Source organism: Streptomyces pseudovenezuelae, assembly GCF_001513955.1.
Taxonomy (GTDB): domain Bacteria; phylum Actinomycetota; class Actinomycetes; order Streptomycetales; family Streptomycetaceae; genus Streptomyces; species Streptomyces pseudovenezuelae.
In genome coordinates this window covers 1488593-1509650 of sequence record NZ_KQ948144.1, presented here as the reverse complement: position 1 = coordinate 1509650, position 21058 = coordinate 1488593, and the positions used below count along the sequence as shown (strand labels likewise).

Genomic DNA, 21058 nt, shown 5'->3' with positions numbered 1-21058 from the left:
CTACGGCACGCGCGTACCGGTGTCTACGGCGTCCAGCCCGGGTCGCGCCCACTGAGGCCCACGGCCCGGTCCAGCAGCGACGCGTCCTGCGGCACCGGGATGATCGGGCCGAAGATCGCGTCCCGGCTCGGGTCCTCGGCGGAGGCCCGGAGGAAGTCGTACGACGCCTGGAGCGCGGCGGGGTCCGGGTCGTACGGCCGGCCGACGGCGCGGGCCAGGTCCCAGCCGTGGATGACCAGTTCGTCGATGGCGACGGCCGCGGCGATCTCCGCGGGCAGGTCCACGCCGCCCGCGCGGGTCATGCCGGTCCAGGCGGCCGGGTCGCGCCAGGCCTCGGCGAGTTCGTCGAGGGTCTTCGGGAGCTCCTCGCGCCAGCCGGGGCCGATGTCCGGGACGGAGTCGGTCGGCGGGGTGTCGGTCGTGGGGCCGAGGTCCTTGCGGGCGGCGTCACGGAAGGCCACGGAGAGGCCCAGCAGGTGGCCGAGCATGTTGCGCACCGTGTGCTCCGGACACGGGGTGGCGTTCCCCAGCCGGTCATCGGTGACGGCTTCGGCCAGCCGGGCGATGACGAGGGTCTGCGGTCCGAAGTCCAGGGGCGGGACGGTCATGCGGTGCTCCTCGGGGTTCGCGATGTCGTGAAGGGTGGACCGTCGCCGCCCCGAGAACTCATCGCTCGAATCCGGGGAACCTGCCCCATCCCACCGTGGGGGCCTTAGATCCACGATGTCCAGGCATGAAGAGGACATGGGCGGTGCTCCACGACCGCAACGCGAGGCTGTATCTCACCGGAGTTCTGGTCTCCGGCTTCGGCACTTCGGCCCTGTGGCTGGTGTCCGGCGTCTGGGTCAAGGACCTCACCGGCTCGGACGGCCTGGCGGCGCTGTGCATGCTCGCGCTGTGGGTGCCGACCCTGGCGGGCCCGCTGCTGGGCCCGATCGCCGACCGGGTGCGCCGCAAACCGCTGCTGATCGGCACCGACCTGCTGCTCGCGGCCCTGCTGCCGGTCCTCCTCACCGAGCGGGTGCCGGTCGTCCTGGCGGTCCTTCTCGTCTACGGCGCCGTGGGCGTGGTCCATGACGCGGCGGAGTCGGCCCTGGTCGCCGGCGCCGTCGCCCCGGCCCTGCTCGGGGACTTCAACGGGCTGCGGATGGCGATCACCGAGGGCATGAAGCTGGTGGCCCCCCTGGCGGGAGCGGGGCTGTACACCCTCTGCGGCGGCCCCGCCGTGGCGCTCCTGGACGCGACCACGTTCGCGCTCGCCGCGCTCCTCCACCGCGGTCTGCGGGTCCGGGAGGACGGACCCGAGCCGTCCCGCCGCACCCCGTTCGTCGAAGGCGCCCGCCACATAGGGGCCCACCCCGCGCTCCGCCCCCTGATCCTGGCGGGCGGCACCACCATGCTGTGCGCCGGGTTCAACGGCGCGCTCCTGTACGCGGTGATCGACGGTCTCGGGCACTCCCCCGCGTACGCCGGTGCGCTGTACGCCGTCCAGGGCGCCGGTTCCGTGGCGGTGGGGCTGGTCTCCGGGCCCGCCCTGCGCCGGCTGGGCGGGCGCCGGTTCGCCGCGTACGGCATCGCCCTGACGGCCGTGGCCGCCGGGCTGCGGGCGATCCCCTCCGACCCGCTGGCCCTGGCCTGCAGCGCGGCCGTCGGCGCGGGGCTGCCCTGTGTGCTGATCGCCGCGTTCACCGCCGTGCAGCGCGAGACCCCGGACGCACTGCTGGGCCGCACGGTCGCCACCGCCAACACCCTGGTGTACGCCCCGAACGTGCTGGGTCTCGCGGCGGGCGCGGCGCTGGTCGAACCGGTCGGCCAGCGACCGCTGTCGGCCGTTCTCGGCGTGCTCTGGCTCCTCGCGGCGGTCCCGCTGCTTCAGCGCCCGGACAGCGCCGAGCGGACCGCCTCCAGGTCGCCGTCCGACGCCAACCCGGCGTGATACAGCCGGACTTCGCTCGCCCCGGACTCCTTCGCGCGGGCCATGTCCGCGGTGAGGGTGCCAGGGCTGCCGCCCATCGCCGAGACGACGGGGAAGTTGGCCGCGACGACCGCGTCCGCACGGACCCGGGCGAAGGGGGTGAGCAGCTCCGGTCCGCCGGCGCAGGGCACGACGACACCGTCCGCGACGGACAGGATGTGCTCGGGGTCGACGCCGGGGTTGGCCCCGACGTGGTACGTCACCGGGTCGGCGTGCAGCAGGATCCGGAAGCCTTCGGGAGCGGCCGCGCGGACCGCCCGCACCGCCGTCTCCTGGAGCGTACGGGCGATCTCGTCGCGCCATGCGCGCGTGGCCGCCGCCGTCCCGGCACCGAGCAGCTTCTCGACCCCGGCCCAGCCCCCGTCGTCCGGCGCGCCCTGCCACAGCGGCTCCAGCGCGGCCCGTACCGCGGCGGCGAGCGCGTCGGCGTCCAGCCCCTGGTCGCCGTACCCCGCGCGGCACGTCCCGCAGAAGCAGAGCGCCATGAGGTACATCCCGGCGTCGCCGAGGGGCACCCCGCCGGTCTTGTCGTGGGCGTGCAGGTGCTGGAGGCCGTACCAGCCGAGGGACTCCAGTTCGGTGCCGGCGGCTCCCGGGCGCAGCGCCGCCTCGACGGCGAGGTCGACGAGGTACGCGCGCGTGGCGGGCTGTGCGATGCAGGGGGCCCACGGGTAGCGGTCGCCGTAGGCGTTGACGACGGAGGTGTCGGGGTACTCGGCGCCCAGGCGGGAGTTGTGCGCGAGGACGACCCAGGTGTGCACGTCGAGGCCCGCTGCCGCCAGTGCCTCGGCCGCCTCGCCGAAGGCGTCGCCGGGAGCCCAGTCGCCGGCCGCGTACGGCCGCAGGGCACGCCCGTCCCAGCGGGAGTCCGTCGGGTACAGCACGGCCGCGTGCTCGGCGGTGACGATGCGGTGGCGCGGGTGGCGGGGGGTCAGCGCGCGCGTGGAGTGGTAGGCGGAGGCGAGGGTCGCCTGCTGCACGCCGAGCCCGGCGATACGGGCCGCGGCCTCCGGGTCCCCGTTGACGTCCCAGGGGTAGACGAACGTCGACGCCTTCACTGTGCCTCCTCCAGGAGCGCGTATCCGCGCTCGATGATCTCCGCGAGCTGCTTCACATGATCCTCGCCCGGCTCGTGCAGCGGCGGCCGGACCTCCCCCACGTCGAGGCCGCGCATCCGGACGCCGGCCTTGACGAGGGAAACCGCGTACCCGCGGCCACACGCGCGCAGTTCGACGAAGGGACGGTAGAAGCCGTCGAGCAGACGGTCGGCCGTCGTCCGGTCCCCGTCGAGGAGCGCGCGGTGGAAGGCGAGGGCGATCTCGGGGGCGAAGCAGAAGACGGCGGACGAGTACAAGGGGACGCCGATGGCCTGGTAGGCGAGCTGGGTCTGCTCGGCGGTCGGCAGTCCGTTGAAGTAGAGGAAGTCGCCGGGCACCTCGGTGCGCACCGCGCTGACGATCCGCTGCATGAGGTCGAGGTCGCCGAGGCCGTCCTTGAGGCCGATGATCCCCTCGCTGCGGGCGAGTTCGACGGCGGTCTCGGGGGTGAAGACGGCGTTGTCGCGCTGGTAGACGATCACCGGGAGCGCGGTCGCGGCGGCCACCTCGCGGTAGTGCCGCAGCAGCCCCTCCTGCCCGGCGACGACGAGGTAGGGCGGCATGGCGAGCAGTCCGTCGGCGCCGGCCGCCTCGGCGAGCCGCGCGTACCGTACGGCGAGCGCGGTGCCGTATCCGGCGCCCGCGACCACCGGTACGCGCCCCGCCGTCTCCTCGACGGCCGCCCGGACGCAACGCTCGAACTCCTCGGGCGTGAGCGCGTGGAACTCCCCGGTGCCGCAGCACGCGAACACGGCCGCGGCCCCCGCGTCCACGCCCGCGCGGATGTGCGCGCGGTACACGGCGAGGTCGACGGATCCGTCCGGACCGTAGGCGGTGACGGGGAAGAACAGCGGCCCGCTGGGGATGCCGAGTCGATGGGCGAGGTCGGCAGACGTCACAGGCGCTCCCTAGAACGAGTGGACGAGAAGAAACGGGCGTGCGGGATTCTGATCGGAGTTTACATTTATGAACATAGCTCGCGCCACCCTTGACGGAGCAGGGCAATGATCCTTAGCTTGTCCACGAATGTGAATACCGTGCACTCATACGGCCGTCGCCCCAAGGAGACCCGAGAATGCCCGCTCCCCGTACCGTTCTGCTCACCGGTGCCGCCGGCGGGCTCGGCACCCTGATGCGGGATCTGCTCCCGGCCTACGGCTACGACCTGCGCCTGCTCGATCTGCGCCCCGTCGAGGGCGCGCCGGACGCGATCGTCGCCGACCTCGCCGACAAGGACGCCGTACGCGAGGCCGTACGAGGTGTCGACGCGATCATCCACCTCGCGGGCATCTCCCTGGAAGCCCCCTTCGAGAAGATCCTCAAGGCGAACATCGAGGGCACCTACCACCTGTACGAGGCCGCGCACGCGGAGGGCGTCGGACGGATCGTCTTCGCCTCCTCCAACCACGCCGTCGGCTACACCCCGCGCCCCCAGGGTGCCGACCCGCTGATCCCGATCGACACCCCGCGCCGCCCGGACACCTTCTACGGCCTGTCCAAGTCCTTCGGCGAGGACCTGGCGCAGTTCTACTGGGACAAGCACGGCCTGGAGACCGTCTCCGTGCGCATCGGCTCCTGCTTCCCCGAGCCGACCAGCGTGCGCATGCTCTCGCTGTGGATGAGCCCGGCCGACGGCGCCCGCCTCCTGCACGCGGCCTTGACCGCCGAGCAGGTCGGCCACACCGTGGTCTACGGCTCCTCCGCCAACACCCGCCTGTGGTGGGACCTCACCTCCGCGCGGGCGCTCGGCTACGACCCGCAGGACGACTCCGAGCCGTACGCGGAGAAGCTGATCGCCGAACAGGGCGAACTCCAGGAGGGCAACGAGGGACACGCCTACCTGGGCGGCCAGTTCGTCACGGACCCGCCGATCTGGCCGTACTGACACCGTTGACAACGGCGGGCGGGCACCGAACGGGCCCGCCCGCAGACGTATCCGGGCAAGGACGGCCTCCTGAGGGCAGGCGCGACAGCGCCACGCCCAGGGGCGCGGGGAACTGCGCGACCAGCCAAGACGAACCCGCAGCCGCTCCCCGACCGCACACCCCACCCACGTGGGCCCGTCCCGCCCGAACGGGCACACGCGGTCACTATCACCCCCGCAACAGACCTGGTCACCACCTCGCACCCGCTGTACAACTTCCTGCATACGGCCCGAACGGGCAGACGGCACAGGAAAGCGGGTGACACCATGACCGGAACCGCGGAAGAACGCCAGCGGCACATCGTGCGCGCCGCCCGCACCACCGGCTCCGTCGACGTCAACACCCTCGCCACCCAGCTCGGCGTGGCCAAGGAAACCGTGCGCCGGGACCTGCGCGCCCTGGAGGACCACGGCCTGGTCCGCCGTACGCACGGCGGCGCCTACCCCGTGGAGAGCGCCGGATTCGAGACGACCCTAGCCTTCCGCGCCACCAGCCACGTGCCCGAGAAACGCAGGGTCGCGGCCGCCGCGGCCGAGCTGCTCGGGGACGCCGAGACGGTCTTCGTCGACGAGGGCTTCACCCCGCAGCTCATCGCCGAGGCCCTGCCCCGGGACCGGCCGCTGACCGTGGTCACCGCGTCCCTTCCGGTCGCCGGCGCCCTCGCCGAGGCCGAGCACACCTCCGTCCTGCTGCTCGGCGGCCGGGTCCGCCCCGGCACCCTGGCGACCGTCGACCACTGGACGACGAAGATGCTGGCCGGTTTCGTCCTCGACCTGGCCTTCATCGGCGCCAACGGCATCTCCCGCGAGCACGGTCTCACCACCCCCGACCCCGCGGTCAGCGAGGTCAAGGCGCAGGCGATCCGGGCCGCGCGCCGCACGGTCTTCGCCGGCGTGCACACCAAGTTCGGCGCGGTCAGCTTCTGCCGGTTCGCGGAGATCGGCGCGCTGGAGGCGATCGTGACGAGCACACTGCTGCCCGCTTCCGAGGCCCACCGGTACTCACTGCTGGGGCCACAGGTCATCCGCGTCTGACATCCGCGTCCGACTCTCCGACTGACGTGACCCGTAGTGCTTTTGCGCTGTAGAGCGCCCGTTATATCCCTCTATGTCCAGGAGCGATCCATGCGAACCCAGAGCCGACGACGGCCACCGCGAGCCACGCTCGCCATGGCCGCCGCAGGGACGCTGCTCGCCCCGCTGCTGTCCGGCTGCTGGGTCGGGGCGGGCGGGGCGGGGTCGGGCGGTGACGCCATCAACGTTCTGATGGTCAACAACCCCCAGATGACCGAGCTGCAGAAGCTGACCCGGGCCCACTTCACCAAGGAGACCGGGATCAAGGTCAACTTCACCGTCCTGCCCGAGAACGACGTCCGCGACAAGATCAGCCAGGACTTCGCCAACCAGGCAGGCCAGTACGACGTGGCGACCCTGTCCAACTACGAGATCCCGATCTACGCCCGCAACGGCTGGCTGCACGAGATGAACTCGTACGTGGCCAAGGACCCTTCGTACGACGAGAAGGACGTCCTGGCGCCGATGCGCCAGTCACTGACCGGCGACGACGGCAAGCTCTACGGCCAGCCTTTCTACGGCGAGTCGTCCTTCCTGATGTACCGCAAGGACGTCTTCGAGCAGAAGGGCCTGACGATGCCGGCCCGGCCCACCTGGCAGCAGGTGGCGGACCTCGCCGCGAAGGCCGACGGGGCGCAGCCCGGCATGAAGGGCATCTGTCTGCGCGGCCTGCCGGGCTGGGGCGAGGTCATGGCCCCGCTCACCACGGTCGTGAACACCTTCGGCGGCACCTGGTTCGACAAGAGCTGGAAGGCCCGGCTCGACTCCCCCGCCTTCGAGAAGGCCACGAAGTTCTACGTCGACCTCGTCCGCGAGCACGGCGAGTCCGGCGCCGCCCAGTCCGGGTTCGCCGAGTGCCTCAACAACATGACCCAGGGCAAGGTCGCCATGTGGTACGACGCCACCTCCGCGGCCGGTTCCCTGGAGGCGAAGGGCTCCCCGGTCAAGGGCAAGGTGGGCTACGCCCCCGCCCCCGTCGAGGAGACGAAGTCCTCCGGCTGGCTCTACACCTGGGCCTGGGGCATCCAGGACGCCTCCCGCAACCCCGACAAGGCCTGGAAGTTCGTCTCCTGGGCCTCCAGCAAGCAGTACGAGCAGCTGGTCGGCGACCAGATCGGCTGGTCCAACGTGCCGGCCGGCAAACGCGCGTCGACGTACACCAACCCTGCCTACGTCAAAGAGGCCGCTGCCTTCCAGGAGATGACCAAGCAGGCCATCGAGCAGGCCCGGCCCAACGACCCGGGCGTGCAGCCGCGCCCCGCGCCCGGCATCCAGTTCGTCGGCATCCCCGAGTTCACCGATCTCGGCACCAGGGTCTCCCAGGAGATCAGCGCGGCCATCGCCGGACGCCAGTCCGTCGAGTCGGCCCTGAAGAAGTCCCAGCAGATCGCCGAGAAGATCTCCGAGGAGTACGAGGGACGATGACCGCGACGACCACGGCCCAGGTGGCCACCACTCCCGTCCGTACCGTGCGGCAGCCCTCGGGCCGACTGCGCGCCTGGGCCACCCGCGCCCCGCTGCTCCCCGCCCTGATCTTCATGATCGTGGTCACCCAGCTGCCGTTCGTGGCCACGGTGGTGATCTCGTTCTTCGACTGGAACTCCCTCTATCCCAAGGCCCGTCACTTCACCGGCGTCGACAACTACCAGGACGTCCTCACCGACGCCGACCTGCGCCACTCGGTGTGGACGACCATCCTCCTGACGGTGACCGTGGTCCTGGTCAGCCTGGTCCTCGGACTCCTGCTGGCCCTGCTCCTCGACCGCCGCTTCAAAGGCCGGGGCGTGGTCCGCACCCTGCTGATCGCCCCCTTCCTGGTGGTCCCGGTGGCGGCCGCCCTGCTCTGGAAGCACGTGCTCTACAACCCTGAATACGGCCTGCTCAATGGGTTGTTGCACTATGTGGGCGGCCCACAGCCCGACTGGATCTCGAACACCCCGCTGCTCGCGGTCGAGGCCTCCCTGGTCTGGCAGTGGACCCCGTTCATGATGCTCATCCTGCTGGCCGGCCTCCAGAGCCGCGACCAGCAGCAGATGGAGGCCGCGCGGGTGGACGGCGCGAGCGACTGGCAGATCTTCCGCTATCTGACGCTCCCGCATCTGCGCCGCTATCTCGAACTCGGCGCGCTCCTGGGCTCGATCTACATCGTCCAGAACTTCGACGCCGTCTTCACCATCACGTCCGGCGGCCTCGGCACCGCCAACCTTCCCTACACCGTCTACCAGAGCTTCTACCAGGCCCACGAGAACGGCCTCGCCTCGGCGGCCGGAGTCCTGGTCGTCATCGGCTCGATCATCATCGCGACCTTCGCCCTGCGCGTGGTGTCGTCCCTGTTCCGTGAGGAGGCGGGTCGGGCATGAGCAGCAGCATCGCCGTGAAGCACAAGGGACAACGCAAGGGACTCGGCCTGGGCCTGGTGGCCTGGCTGCTGGGCATCGTCTTCTTCCTGCCGATCGCGTGGATGGCCCTGACGTCCTTCCACTCGGAGACGGACGCGGCCACCAACCCGCCCTCCTTCGGCGCCGCCCTCACCCTGGACGGCTACCGCGAGTTCTTCGGCACGGGCGGCGGCGCGAGCCCCTGGCCCGCGCTGATCAACTCCACGGTCGCCTCGCTGGCCTCGACCCTCTTCGTCCTGCTCCTGGCCCTCCCGGCGGCGTACGCGCTGTCCATCCGGCCGGTCAAGAAGTGGACGGACGTCCTGTTCTTCTTCCTGTCGACGAAGATGCTGCCGGTGGTGGCGGGCCTGCTGCCCATCTACCTGTTCGCGAAGAACACCGACATGCTCGACAACATCTGGCTGCTGGTCATCCTCTACACGTCGATGAACCTGCCGATCGCGGTCTGGATGATGCAGTCCTTCCTCGCCGAGGTCCCGGTCGCGGTGATCGAGGCCGCGCGCGTGGACGGCGCCCGGCTGCCGACGATCCTCGCGCGCGTGGTGGCCCCCATCGCCCTGCCCGGCATCGCGGCCACGGCCCTGATCTGCTTCATCTTCAGCTGGAACGAACTGCTCTTCGCGAGGGTGCTCACCGGCGTGGTCGCCGAGACCGCCCCCGTCTTCCTGACCGGCTTCATCACCAGCCAGGGCCTGTTCCTGGCGAAGGTGTGCGCCGCGTCGCTCGTCATCTCCCTGCCGGTGCTCGCCGCGGGGTTCGCCGCCCAGGACAAACTGGTCCAGGGCCTGTCGCTGGGAGCCGTGAAATGAAGGCCGCCGTCATCGAGTCCGTGGGCCGTGCCGTCGTCGCCGAGGTCCCCGACCCGACACCCGGCCCGCGCGAGGTCGTCGTCGAGGTCGCCGCGTGCGGTCTGTGCGGCACCGACCTGCACATCCTCCAGGGCGAGTTCGCCCCCGAGCTGCCGATCGTGCCGGGCCACGAGTTCGCGGGCGAGGTGGTCGGGGTCGGCACCCGGGTCACCGAGCTGGCGGTCGGCGACCGCGTGGCCGTGGACCCCTCGCTCTACTGCCATGAGTGCCGGTACTGCCGTACGGGCCACAACAACCTCTGCGAACGCTGGGCGGCGATCGGCGTGACGACGGCGGGCGGCGCGGCGCAGTTCGCCGTCGCGCCGGTGGCCAACTGCGTACGGCTGCCCGAACACGTCCGTACCCAGGACGCGGCGCTGGTGGAGCCGCTGTCCTGCGCGGTCCGGGGCTACGACGTCCTCCAGTCCCGCCTGGGCGCCCATGTGCTGATCTACGGCTCGGGGACGATGGGCCTGATGATGCTGGAGCTGGCCAAGCGGACCGGCGCGGCGAGCGTGGACATGGTCGACGTGAACCCGGCCCGCCTGGAGACGGCCCGCAAGCTCGGTGTCTCGGCGTCCGCCGCGAACCCGGACGAGCTGGACCGCCCGCAGGGCTGGGACCTGGTCATCGACGCGACGGGCAACGCGGCCGCGATCCAGGACGGCCTGGACCGGGTGGCCAAGGCGGGCACCTTCCTGCAGTTCGGCGTGGCCGACTACGCGACACGGGTGACGATCGACCCGTACCGCATCTACAACCAGGAGATCACCATCACCGGGTCCATGGCGGTCCTGCACAGCTTCGAGCGGGCGGCCGAACTGTTCGCGACGGGGGTACTGGACCCCGACGTCTTCATCAGCGACCGCCTGCCGCTGGACCGGTATCCGCAGGCGCTGGAGCAGTTCGCGGCGGGGGTGGGACGCAAGATCGTGGTGGTGCCGTAGCCCCGCGGGGCCGGAGCGAAGTCGGTCCGGCCCCCCATTTGGCCCTCGGGTAAGGGAACGGCAAAGTGGGCCCGATCGTTCACGGGGCATGACAGCTATGACCCCCGGCTCGAACATCCCCCTGTCCGCCGCCCGCGTGACGGTGGACGTCGCCGCGCCCGTGCGCCTCGACGTATCGGGCCTGCTGCTCACCGCCGACGGCAAGGTGCGCTCCGACGACGACTTCATCTTCTACAACCAGCCCTCCGGCCCGGGGGTGACGTACCGCTCGGGCGGCGGTGCGGCCCCCGACGCGATCACCGTCGACACCTCGGCCGTACCGCCCGGCATCGAGAAGATCGTCGTCACCGCGAGCCCGGACGCCGCGGGCCAGACCTTCCAGGGCATCGAGCCGACCGCCACCATCCGCAACGCGGACGACAACAGCGTGCTGGCCACCTTCACCCCGCCGCAGCTCGGCACCGAGACGGCCCTGGTGATCGTGGAGGTCTATCTGCGCAACGGCGCCTGGAAGGCCCGCGCGGTGGGACAGGGGTACGCCAACGGGCTGGCGGGCATCGCGACGGACTTCGGCGTGACGGTGGAGGAACCGGCGGCCGCGCCCGCCCCGGCGCCCGTGGCCGCGCCGGCCCCGCCCACCGTGCAGACTCCGGTGGCCCCGCCCGCCCCGGCCGTGGACCCGCGGATCGCCGCGCCGCCGGCGCCCGCCGCTCCTCCGGCCGCTCCCCCGGCCCCGCCCGCTCCCGGTGCCGGCAAGATCAACCTCGACAAGGGCCGCGTCAGCCTCCAGAAGAACCAGACCGTGTCCCTGGTCAAGGGCGGGCGCCCGCTGCTCTCCCAGGTCAAGATGGGGCTCGGCTGGGAGCCGGCGTACCGCGGCAAGGACATCGACCTCGACGCGTCGGTCATCGCCTACGGCCCGCAGCGCAACCACATCGACAGCTGCTACTTCGGCAAGCTGTCCATCGTCGGCGGCGCGATCAAGCACTCCGGCGACAACCTCACCGGTGAGGGCGGCGGTGACGACGAGGTGATCGTCGTCGACCTCGGCCGGCTCCCCCAGGAGGTCACCGGCCTCGTCTTCACGGTCAACTCCTTCTCCGGGCAGAAGTTCACGGAGGTCGCCAAGGCGTACTGCCGCCTCATCGACGCCGCGAGCGGAGAGGAACTGGTGCGCTTCGACCTCACCAACGCGGAGGCGCAGACGGGCGTGATGATGGCCAAGCTGATCAAGCAGTTCTCCGGCGAGTGGGAGATGACGGCGATCGGCGACTTCGTGAAGTCCCGCACGGTGAGGGGCATGGTGAAGCCGGCGGCCCAGGCGCTCTAGGCAGTTGTTCGGCTGCGGGCCGGTGGGTGCGGTCGACGCCTGCCTGGCTGTACCCACCCAGGGGCGCGGGGAACTGCGCGACCAGCCCCCACTCACCCGCAGCCGCAGGACGACACAGCGAGGCACATCCGTAGGCGGCGCCCCTACCCCCGCAGCCCCTCCGTCAGCAGCGTCAGATACCGCCGGATCGACTCCCCGCCCCCGCCGTCCAACTCCGCGGCCCCCGCCACCCCGTGCGCCAGCCGAAGCAGCTCCACCGGCTCCACGTCCCCGCGCAGCGAGCCTTCCTCCCGTGCCGCCGACACCAACCGCTCCGCCGCGCCCCGCACCTGCGTCCCGCAGGCCGTGAGCAGGGTGCTGTCACCGTCCGTGACGGCGCATCCCAGCAGCGTCCTCATGCCCCGCACCTGGATCGTCCCGACGCACAGCTCGTACAGCCACTCCGTCAGCGCCTGCCCCGGCGGCAGCTCCCGCGCGAGTTCGTCGGCCCGCCGCGCGAAACCCTCCAGGCGGTCCACGTACGCCGCCTCCAGCAGGGCCCGCCGCGTCGGGAAATGCCGGTAGAGGGTCCCGGATCCGACACCCGCCCGCTTGGCGATGTCGTCGAGGGACGCACCCTCCCCGTGCTCGGCGAACGCCTCCGCGGCCACCGTCAGCAGCCGCTCGTAGTTGCGCCGAGCGTCCGCGCGCATGGGCCTGACCTGCGTCATCCAGATACTCCTAGCGGACCGGAGACTCTCTCCGCATGGTAGCGAACACCAGACGGAGGCAGCCCCTGACCGCTGCGGAAGCAGTCGTCGCGGCTCGGTCGCGACGGCAGGCCCGGGGCGGGTCAGAACAACGCGCTGTACCCGTTGAGCGCCGGCTGCCCGCCGAGGTGGGCGTAGAGCACGGTGGAGTCCGCGCCGATCTCCCCGCGCCGGACGAGATCGATCATCCCGGCCATGGACTTGCCCTCGTACACGGGGTCGGTGACCATGCCCTCGGTGCGGGCCGCGAGACGCATCGCCTCCAGGGTGGTCTCGTCGGGGATGCCGTAGATCCCGGCGTGGTACCGCTCGTCCAGCTCCACGTCCTCCTCGGTCAACTCCTTCTGCACGCCGATGAGCTGACCGGTGCGGTGGGCGATCCGCGCGATCTGTTCCCGAGTGGTGACGGGCTTGGCGGAGGCGTCGATGCCGAGGACGCGCCGGGGCCGCCCTCCCGCCTCCTCAAGGGCCCGGAACCCGGCGACCATGCCGGCCTGGGTGGACCCGGTCACCGAGCACACCACGACCGTGTCGAAGAAGACGCCCAGCTCACGCTCCTGGTCGGCCACTTCGTACGCCCACGCGGCGAACCCCAGCCCGCCGAGCGGGTGGTCGGAGGCGCCGGCGGGGATGGCGTACGGCTTTCCCCCGGACTCCTCGACATCCCTGAGCGCCTGCTCCCAGCTCTCCTTGAACCCGATCCCGAACCCGGCCTTCACCAGCCGTACGTCGGCCCCGGCGAGCCGGCTGATCAGGATGTTGCCGACCTTGTCGTACACGGCGTCCGGCCAGTCCACCCAACTCTCCTGGACCAGCACGCACTTGAGCCCGGCCCGGGCGGCGCAGGCGGCGACCTGACGGGTGTGGTTGGACTGGACGCCACCGATGGAGACCAGCGTGTCGCAGCCCTTCGCGAGGGCGTCGGCGACCAGGTACTCCAGCTTGCGGGTCTTGTTGCCGCCGTACGCGATCCCGGAGTTGCAGTCCTCGCGCTTGGCCCACAGCGCGGCGCCGCCGAGGTGCGCGGTCAGGCGCTCCAGACGGTGGACGGGGGACGGTCCGAAGAGGAGGGGATAGCGGTCGTAGGACGCGAGGGGCATGGGGACCTCCGGGGTGGGGCGCAGTGGGTTCAGTCGCTGTCGGCGAGTTCGGCCAGGCCCCGCCAGATCTCCGCCGTGACCCGGACCGCCCCGTCCACGTCACCGGCCGCGCAGGCCTCGATCAGCCGGTCGTGCAGGCCCGCGGAGCGGCAGTTGCCGCCCTCGGCGAAGCGCCGGCGCTCCAGGCGGCGGATGAGCGGGGTGTAGCGGGCGGTGGTGGCCGCGGCCGCGCCGTTGCCGCTGACCCGGACGAGGACGTCGTGGAGCTGGTCGTCGGCGCGCAGGGCCTCGTCCACGTCACCGGCGGCGACGGCGGCCGCGAAGCGTTCGTTGGCCGCGCGCATGGTCTCGATGTCGGCGGCGAACAGCCGGGGCACGGCGACCCGCGTGACCAGTTCGTGCATGGCCCCGACCACGGCGGCCGCGTCCCGCACGTCGGCGGCGACGACCTGGGTCACCCGGGTGTAGCTCTGCGGCTTGCTCTCCAGCAGCCCCTCGTCGACGAGGCGCGCGAAGGCCTCCCGCACCGGCGCCCGCGACAGCCCGAGCCGCTCGGCGAGCTCGGCGTCCCGCACCACCGCCCCGGGTTCGATCTCCCCGGCCACGATGGCGTCCCGGATCGATGCGTAGGCGCGGTCCCGGAGCAGGGTGCGGGTGAGCGGCCGGATGGCTTCCATAAACTGAAATGTTAGATATTAGTTGGCGGGCGGACAAGTAGGGCTTGCATGCAAGGCAGGACGGAGTGCCGGTCGACACCGAGAGACTGAGCAAAAAACCAGACAGAAGGCGAAGAACGCAAGGATGGCAATCAAGGTTTCGGACACACTGAACCGCTCTTCTCGGTGTCACCGGTCTTGAGATCACCTGATCCGCACCAGGCTGGCGACAGGAGGAAGCTACTCACCCCCGCTGCGCCGGTGTCGAGCCAGACCTCCTGATACCTGCGGCTCTGCTTCTGGCGCACTGGTTGAACACGTGGATTGTTCAGGTGTTGGTAATTGGGAGTCAACGCATGGCAGTTCGGGCACAACAGGCGCACGTCCTCCGGACGGTTCTTCGTACGGTCGCCGCCGATGTGGTCCACATGCAGTGGCACTCGTCCCGAGACCGGGTTGACTTCGGCCCATCCGCATTTCTCGCAGCGCTGCCCTCTGAGTAGGACAAGCCCCTGACGCACTCTCCAATCCGGTCTGCCGTCTTCTCTGGTGCCGCTGACCTCACCTGCTTGCCACGCCGCCAGCCAACGCGCGAAGGTGCCCGTGCGCTCGTAGCGGTCGTTGTTGAAACACTCCCAGGAGCAATACGGCCCGGCGGAGCGGGGCCGCCGTTTTGTAGTTCCACAACGGAGGCACGGGGTGGGCTTTCCACGACGTGCCTCCGCCTCTTGTCTGCGTGTCACGTTGGCGCAGGTGCGGCCGCAATGGACCGCTCCACGCGTCAGGACGGGCTTTCCACACTGAGGGCACTGCGGCTTGGGCTTCCTGTGTGATTCAGCGCGCCTTCGTGCTGTCCCCTGAAGACTGCAACGGTTACTGCAGTAGCGCCTACGCGCATTCCTCACCAGCCCGCCGCACTGCTCACACAACTTGGACATGCCGGAAAGCTATGTCCAACACGCTCAGCCTTCAGCCGATTCGCACGGGCCCACCCGGACGAGTGACCCTTTGTTCTAGCGACGCTGACGCTTCCAGGGGCCGGTGATCGCGAGCATGATTCCGGGGGTCTGGATGTTGGCGTAGAGCGTCCTGCCGTCGGGCGAGAACGTCACGCCGGTGAACTCGCTGTACTCCGGCTCCTCTTCGGTGCCGATGTTGAGTTCGTTGCGGGCGATCGGGTAGGTGCGGCCGCTCTCGGTGGCGCCGAACAGGTGCTGGACGCCCTCGCCGTCCTCCGCGATGACGAGGCCGCCGTACGGGGAGACGGTGATGTTGTCGGGGCCGTCGAACGCGCCGTCCTTGGACGGGTCCGGGTTCACGCCGAGGAGGACCTTGAGCGTGAGGGTGCGGCGCTTGGGGTCGTAGAACCAGACCTGGCCGTCGTGCTGGACGGGGCTCTCCTCACGGGCGTACGAGGAGACGACGTACGCGCCGCCGTCGCCCCACCACATGCCCTCGAGCTTGCGGGCGCGGGTGACCTGGCCGTCGGTGAACTGCTTGCGGACGGAGACCGTCCTGGCGTCGCGGTCGGGCACGTCGACCCAGTCGACGCCGTACACCGTGCCGATCTTCGTGGCGCGGGAGAGGTCGTCGACGAACTTGCCGCCGGAGTCGAAGCACTTGAAGGCCTGCAGGGCCCCCGCGTTGTCGGCGAGGGTGCGCAGCTTGCCGGGGCCGTGGTGGAAGCCCGTCGGCGGGGTCCAGCGGAAGAGCAGGCCGTTGGGGCCGGAAGCGTCCTCGGTCAGGTAGGCGTGGCCCCGCTTGGGGTCGATGACGACCGCCTCATGGGCGTACCGGCCGAACGCCTTGACGGGCTTGGGGTCGCGGTTGGCGCGGCGGTCCTCGGGGTCGACCTCGAAGATGTAGCCGTGGTCCTTGGTCATGCCGTTCTGGCCGGCCTTGTCCTCGGTCTCCTCGCCGGTGAGCCAGGTGCCCCAAGGAGTGGTGCCGCCCGCGCAGTTGGTGGACGTGCCGGCGACGCCGACCCACTCGGCGACATGCCCATGGCGGATCTCGACGACCGTGCAGCCACCGGAGGCGGCGGGGTCGTAGACGAGGCCCTCGGTGAGCGGCACGGGGTGCGGCCAGTTGGCACGCGGGCCCTTGAGCTCGTGGTTGTTGACCAGGAGGGTCGCGCCGCGCGGGCCGCAGAAGGTGGCCGTGCCGTCGTGGTTGGAGGGGGTGAACTCGCCCGACTCCAGCTTGGTCCTGCCGCTGTAGGTGATGACCTTGTACGTGAACCCGGCGGGCAGCGCGAGCAGGCCCTCGGGGTCGGCGATCAGCGGGCCGTAGCCGACGCCGTGGTGGGCGCCCGCGGACTCGGCGCCCTCGCTCTCGACGTCGGTGGCGGCGAGCGCGTTCGGTGCGGTGGCGAGAGCGCCGACGGTGCCGGCCAGCGCGATCCCGGCGCCGGTGAGCGCGGTTCTGCCGGCGAAGTCCCTGCGGGTGAGCGACATGGTGTCTCCTGAGACGGTGGGTAAACGCCGTGGAGGGTGGCGGACCTCGGTTCGGCGCAACCGTCCCGCCCATGTCTGAACAGGAGTTGAACAGCGAGCGGATTCGGTGGAGCAGCTTTAATGAATCAACACAGGGTGATGGGATTTCCTTTAGGGGCGCGGGGCACGCTCAGCCCCCTTGCTGCGACCGCGCCTTGAACGCGGCCTTCCGCGCCTCCTTGGCCACCTTCTTGTCGGGATGCAGCCGCCCCATCGCCTCCAGCACGTCCGCCGTGGCCGGGTGGTCCACCCGCCAAGCCGCCGCGAAGAACCCGCTGTGCTGCTGGGCCAGTCCCTCGACCAGCCCCTGGAGCTCCTCGGAGTTCCCCTCCGCGGCCAGCTGTGCGGCCACCGTGTCCACCGTGAGCCAGAAGACCATGTCCTCGGAAGGCGCGGGCACGTCCTCGAACCCCCGCTCGACCAGCCAGACCCGGGCGAGCCCACCCAGTTCCGGGTCGTCCAGAACCTCCCGCAGCGCGGGCTCGGCGACCACACCGACCAGCGACAGGGCCTGCTGGCAGCGCAGTCGGCGCAGGGGTGCCCCCGGGTCGCTCCCCCGCGCCGCCGCCAGCAACTCCCGTGCCGCCGCGAGAGGTTCATGCCGGTCCAGCCACTGCTCGGTCTCGGCCTGGGCGGCAGCGGGCGGGAACGCCGAGGTCCCGTCGAGCAGCGCGTCCGCCCCCTTGTCGGCGAGGTCGCCGACGGCAGGCGCCGCGATTCCGGCCTCCAGCAGCCGCGACCGCAGTCCGTACAGGCCGAGCGGGGTCAGCCGCACCATGCCGTACCGGGAGACGTCGGTGTCGTCGACGACCGCGGCGGGCTCCTCGTCGGCGTCGGCCATCAGCGCCTCGTCGACGGGCTGGTACTCGACGATCCCCGCCGGCTCCAGGATCCGGAACTGGTCGTCCAGCCGCATCATCGCGTCGGACACCTGCTCCAGGACGTCGTTGGTCGGTTCGCCCATGTCGCTCGGCACGATCATCGACGCGGCGAGGGCGGGGAGCGGCACGGGCCCGTCACCGGGGCCGTCCTCACTGACCGTGAGCAGGTAGAGGTTGCCGAGCACCCCGTCGAGGAACTCCTGCTCGGCCTCCGGGTCCCAGTCCAGGGAGGCGAAGTCGATCTGACCGCCGTCGTCCATGGCGTCGACCAGGTCGTCCAGATCCGGCACGCTCGCGTCGGCCAGCGCGGTCTCCAGGGCCGTCAGCCACACGCCGAGCACGTCCTGCGGGGATCCGGACAGCAGGGCCAGGTCCTCGCCCGTGGCGACGGTGCCCTCCTCCTCGTCGACGATCTCGACGAGTCCGGTGTCGACGGCGACCCGCCAGGCCTCGCTCGCGTGGGCCGCGGCCTCGTCCCCGGTCAGTCCGAGGTGGGCGGCCGCCGCGGGCAGCTGCTCTTCGACGAGTCCGCCCCCGGCGTCGACCCGCGTGTCCTCGCCGGCCCAGCGGGCGAGCCGGGCGGCCCGGGCGAGCAACGGCGTGGACAGGGCGTCCCGCGCCAGCTCCGCTTCGGGGTGCAGCCGCACCGGCGGCAGGGAGGACTTGTCTGACATCGGCTGGTTCTCCTAGGGCGCCTCTGAAGGCCGTACCACCGAGTACGGCCGAAGAACGACGGCGGGCCGTACGGCCATCCGGACGCCGTACGACTCAGTCGCTCAGCCTAGACGGATATCCACCCATGCCGCCCGGTTCATCTCCCCGACCGCTCCCGTCCATGGCTGAAACCTTGACAACTGGACTGACCAGGCAGGAGATTGACGCGCGTAGAAATCCGGCGGACATCTGTTCACTGTATTTTCTACGCGCGTCGCCACCGCCCCACAGGTCGCGGCTCCCACCGTTCCACGTTCACCCTCGTCCCGGCGCCTACGTTCGTCCCCGGAGGGATCCCGTTGCCGAGCAAGAAGTCCGCGCGTCTCGCCGCGCTCACCGTCGCCGCCCTGTCGGCGGCCTCCACCGTCGCCCTCGTCTCGCCCGCGCACGCGGCCGGCGTGAGCATCCACGACATCCAGGGCGCGACCCGGATATCCCCGTACGCCGGCCAGAAGGTCACCGATGTGGCCGGAATCGTCACCGGCGTGCGCACCTACGGCTCCTCCAAGGGATTCTGGATCCAGGATCCGAACCCCGACGCCGACCCGGCCACCAGTGAGGGCGTCTTCGTCTTCACCAGCTCCGCCCCGAAGGTCGCCGTCGGTGACGCCGTCACCGTCACCGGCACGGTCTCGGAGTACGTCCCGGGCGGCACGTCCAGCGGCAACCAGTCGGTGACCGAGATCACCAAGCCGACGGTCACCGTCGTCTCCAGCGGCAACGCGGTCCCGGCGGCCACGGTGGTCGACGCGAAGTCGGTGCCTGCCGCGTACGTCCCGGCGGGCGACTCGGCCGCGGCCGGTTCGATCAACGGCCTGACGCTGGAGCCGAAGAAGTACGCCCTGGACTTCTACGAGTCCCTGGAGGGCATGAACGTCCAGGTCAAGGACACTCGCGTGGTCGGCGCGACCGACCCGTACACCGAGCTGTGGGTGACGGTGAAGCCGCGCGAGAACGCCACCCGGCGGGGCGGCACGCTCTACGGTTCCTACGACTCGCAGAACACCGGCCGGCTGCAGATCCAGTCGCTCGGCGCGACCGCCGCCTTCCCTGTCGCGAACGTCGGCGACGTGCTCACCGGTTCCACCGCGGGCCCGCTGGACTACAACCAGTTCGGCGGCTACACCCTGGTGGCGAACGAGATCGGCACGCTGAAGAGCGCCGGTCTCGCGCGGGAGACCACGCAGAAGCAGAAGAACGGCGAGCTCGCGGTCGCGACGTACAACGTCGAGAACCTCGACCCGTCCGACGCCACCTTCGAGGAGCACGCCTCCGCGATCGTGAACAACCTGAAGTCGCCCGACATCGTGTCCCTGGAGGAGATCCAGGACAACACCGGCGCGAAGGACGACGGCACGACCGCCGCGGACGTCACGGTGACCAAGCTGATCGACGCGATCGCCGCGGCGGGCGGCCCGAGGTACGACTGGCGCTCGATCGACCCGGCCAACGACACCGACGGCGGCGAGCCGGGCGGCAACATCCGCCAGGTGTTCCTCTTCAACCCGGAGCGGGTCTCCTTCACCGACCGCGCGGGCGGCGACGCCACCACCGCGGTGGGCGTCACCAAAGTCCACGGCAAGGCGCAGCTGACGGCCTCCCCGGGCCGCATCGCCCCCACGGACGACGCCTGGAAGTCCAGCCGCAAGCCGCTGGCCGGCGAGTTCGTCTTCCGTGGCCGCACGGTCTTCGTGATCGCCAACCACTTCAACTCCAAGGGCGGCGACTACGGGCTGAGCTCGGCCACCCAGCCGGTGCCGCGCAGCTCGGAGATCCAGCGCCACCAGCAGGCGACGCTGGTGAACGGCTTCGTCAAGGACATCCTCGACACCCAGAAGAACGCGGACGTCATCGCCCTCGGTGACATCAACGACTTCGAGTTCTCCGACACCGCGAAGATCCTGGAGGGTGACGGCGAGCTCTGGTCGGCGATCAAGTCGCTGCCGAAGAGCGAGCGGTACACCTACGACTACCAGGGCAACCAGCAGGTCCTGGACCAGATCCTGGTCAGCCCGTCGATCCGGCGCGGCTGCGACTTCGAATACGACAGTGTGCACATCAACTCGGAGTTCAACGACCAGATCAGCGACCACGACCCGCAGGTGCTGCGCTTCAAGCCGTAACCCGCCCGCGGTCAGGCCTGGTGGAACACCCCGTTCAGCCAGGCCTGCCACTCGCCCTCGCACTCCTTGATGTCGGAGTCGGGGGCGAAGTCGTGCAGGGAGATGCCGACCGGGTGGCCCCAGTGGTTGCGCCCGAAGATCCGGGTCAGGCCCCGGTCGGTGCGCAGCCCGATGAAGTAGGGGTTGCGGAAGTCGACCACGGCCTCGAAGGTGTCCGGGCCCTGGACCGTGACGCGCGTGCCCGCGGCCACGTCCTCGCCGACACCGAGGGCCCGTCCCACGACGGCGAGCGCGTCGGGGGCCTTGGACGCCTCGGGGCCGTCGAAGGTCGCGAAGGCGGCCGGGCGGGGCGCGAAGTGGGTCAGGTACTCGCGCAGGGTGTGCAGATAGAAGTCGGTGTGCTTGGCGGCACCGTCGTACTGGTTGTCCCAGTCGTCGACGAAGATCCCGCTGTGGACGTACCGCACCCAGGCCCGGCGGCCCTCGTCACGGGGTTCGACGGTGTAGTCGAGCTGGTTTAGGGTCTGCTCGGAGATGCCGTCGACGTTCTCGACGCGGTTGGTGTAGCGGTGCGGCGGGTCCCAGGCGATGACCTTGGACCCGAAGGGGCCGGTGCCGCCGACGCGGGGCTCCGGCGGCTCCATCGGCCACAGGTAGCCGCCGGTACCGGTGGTGATCGCCTCCCACACCTGCTCGGGGCTCGCGTCGACCTCGAACTCGCGGGCGATCTCGAATTCCTTGGACAT

At 70.7% G+C, this 21058-nt stretch carries 18 protein-coding genes; 9 read left to right on the top strand and 9 right to left on the bottom strand.

Annotated features, from left to right (window positions below):
* Positions 1-23: 23 nt before the first annotated feature.
* Positions 24-608 (bottom strand): TIGR03086 family metal-binding protein, encoded by a 585-nt coding sequence (locus AQI94_RS06655; protein ID WP_031044789.1) that lies wholly within the window; start codon positions 606-608, stop codon positions 24-26.
* Between the two features lie 125 nt (positions 609-733).
* Between AQI94_RS06655 and AQI94_RS06650 the strand changes: the two genes are divergently transcribed.
* Positions 734-1936 (top strand): MFS transporter, encoded by a 1203-nt coding sequence (locus AQI94_RS06650; RefSeq protein ID WP_062229624.1) that lies wholly within the window; start codon positions 734-736, stop codon positions 1934-1936.
* Here the strand turns inward: AQI94_RS06650 and AQI94_RS06645 are convergent.
* Positions 1873-3033 carry a hypothetical protein gene (locus tag AQI94_RS06645; protein ID WP_031061608.1) on the bottom strand — a complete coding sequence of 387 codons (1161 nt, stop codon included), beginning with the start codon at positions 3031-3033 and terminating at the stop codon, positions 1873-1875. The genes AQI94_RS06650 and AQI94_RS06645 overlap by 64 nt on opposite strands.
* On the bottom strand, positions 3030-3971 hold the full coding sequence (locus tag AQI94_RS06640; protein ID WP_031061606.1) for a 5-dehydro-4-deoxyglucarate dehydratase: 942 nt from the start codon (positions 3969-3971) through the stop codon (positions 3030-3032). The genes AQI94_RS06645 and AQI94_RS06640 overlap by 4 nt, the downstream gene beginning before the upstream one ends.
* Before the next feature lie 176 nt (positions 3972-4147).
* On the opposite strand from AQI94_RS06640, the gene AQI94_RS06635 reads away from it, so the two are divergent.
* The 7 genes from AQI94_RS06635 to AQI94_RS06605 all read left to right on the top strand — a co-directional run bounded on the left by AQI94_RS06635 (position 4148) and on the right by AQI94_RS06605 (position 11594).
* Positions 4148-4957 (top strand): NAD-dependent epimerase/dehydratase family protein, encoded by an 810-nt coding sequence (locus AQI94_RS06635; protein WP_031061602.1) that lies wholly within the window; start codon positions 4148-4150, stop codon positions 4955-4957.
* A 306-nt stretch (positions 4958-5263) separates the two neighbouring features.
* Positions 5264-6031 (top strand): DeoR/GlpR family DNA-binding transcription regulator, encoded by a 768-nt coding sequence (locus AQI94_RS06630; protein WP_031061598.1) that lies wholly within the window; start codon positions 5264-5266, stop codon positions 6029-6031.
* A 90-nt stretch (positions 6032-6121) separates the two neighbouring features.
* Positions 6122-7495 (top strand): ABC transporter substrate-binding protein, encoded by a 1374-nt coding sequence (locus AQI94_RS06625; protein ID WP_031061595.1) that lies wholly within the window; start codon positions 6122-6124, stop codon positions 7493-7495.
* Positions 7492-8430, top strand: a complete 939-nt coding sequence (locus AQI94_RS06620; protein ID WP_031061592.1) for a carbohydrate ABC transporter permease — start codon at positions 7492-7494, stop codon at positions 8428-8430. Before AQI94_RS06625 ends, AQI94_RS06620 begins: the two co-directional genes overlap by 4 nt.
* The gene (locus tag AQI94_RS06615; RefSeq protein ID WP_031061589.1) at positions 8427-9278 is read left to right on the top strand and encodes a carbohydrate ABC transporter permease; all 852 of its coding nucleotides are present in this window, start codon (positions 8427-8429) and stop codon (positions 9276-9278) included. Before AQI94_RS06620 ends, AQI94_RS06615 begins: the two co-directional genes overlap by 4 nt.
* On the top strand, positions 9275-10264 hold the full coding sequence (locus tag AQI94_RS06610; protein ID WP_031061586.1) for a zinc-dependent alcohol dehydrogenase family protein: 990 nt from the start codon (positions 9275-9277) through the stop codon (positions 10262-10264). Before AQI94_RS06615 ends, AQI94_RS06610 begins: the two co-directional genes overlap by 4 nt.
* A 97-nt stretch (positions 10265-10361) precedes the next feature.
* Positions 10362-11594 carry a TerD family protein gene (locus AQI94_RS06605; RefSeq protein ID WP_107119416.1) on the top strand — a complete coding sequence of 411 codons (1233 nt, stop codon included), beginning with the start codon at positions 10362-10364 and terminating at the stop codon, positions 11592-11594.
* A gap of 143 nt (positions 11595-11737) precedes the next feature.
* Here AQI94_RS06605 and AQI94_RS06600 read toward each other — a convergent pair whose 3' ends face one another.
* The 5 genes from AQI94_RS06600 to AQI94_RS06580 all read right to left on the bottom strand — a co-directional run bounded on the left by AQI94_RS06600 (position 11738) and on the right by AQI94_RS06580 (position 18149).
* Positions 11738-12304 (bottom strand): TetR/AcrR family transcriptional regulator, encoded by a 567-nt coding sequence (locus tag AQI94_RS06600; RefSeq protein WP_031047901.1) that lies wholly within the window; start codon positions 12302-12304, stop codon positions 11738-11740.
* Between the two features lie 122 nt (positions 12305-12426).
* Positions 12427-13443 (bottom strand): 1-aminocyclopropane-1-carboxylate deaminase, encoded by a 1017-nt coding sequence (locus tag AQI94_RS06595; protein WP_031047904.1) that lies wholly within the window; start codon positions 13441-13443, stop codon positions 12427-12429.
* Positions 13444-13472: 29 nt separating this feature from the next.
* A complete protein-coding gene (locus AQI94_RS06590; RefSeq protein WP_031047907.1) occupies positions 13473-14120 on the bottom strand; it encodes a GntR family transcriptional regulator in 648 nt (215 codons plus the stop codon).
* 992 nt (positions 14121-15112) lie between these two features.
* Positions 15113-16555 carry an alkaline phosphatase PhoX gene (locus AQI94_RS06585; protein WP_031047909.1) on the bottom strand — a complete coding sequence of 481 codons (1443 nt, stop codon included), beginning with the start codon at positions 16553-16555 and terminating at the stop codon, positions 15113-15115.
* Between the two features lie 169 nt (positions 16556-16724).
* Positions 16725-18149 carry a hypothetical protein gene (locus tag AQI94_RS06580; protein WP_031047912.1) on the bottom strand — a complete coding sequence of 475 codons (1425 nt, stop codon included), beginning with the start codon at positions 18147-18149 and terminating at the stop codon, positions 16725-16727.
* A 339-nt stretch (positions 18150-18488) separates the two neighbouring features.
* Between AQI94_RS06580 and AQI94_RS06575 the strand changes: the two genes are divergently transcribed.
* Positions 18489-20312: an endonuclease/exonuclease/phosphatase family protein gene (locus AQI94_RS06575; protein ID WP_031047915.1), complete on the top strand. Its 1824-nt coding sequence runs from the start codon at positions 18489-18491 to the stop codon at positions 20310-20312.
* An 11-nt stretch (positions 20313-20323) separates the two neighbouring features.
* On the opposite strand, the gene AQI94_RS06570 is transcribed toward AQI94_RS06575, so the two are convergent.
* Positions 20324-21058 (bottom strand): SRPBCC family protein, encoded by a 735-nt coding sequence (locus AQI94_RS06570; protein WP_031047917.1) that lies wholly within the window; start codon positions 21056-21058, stop codon positions 20324-20326.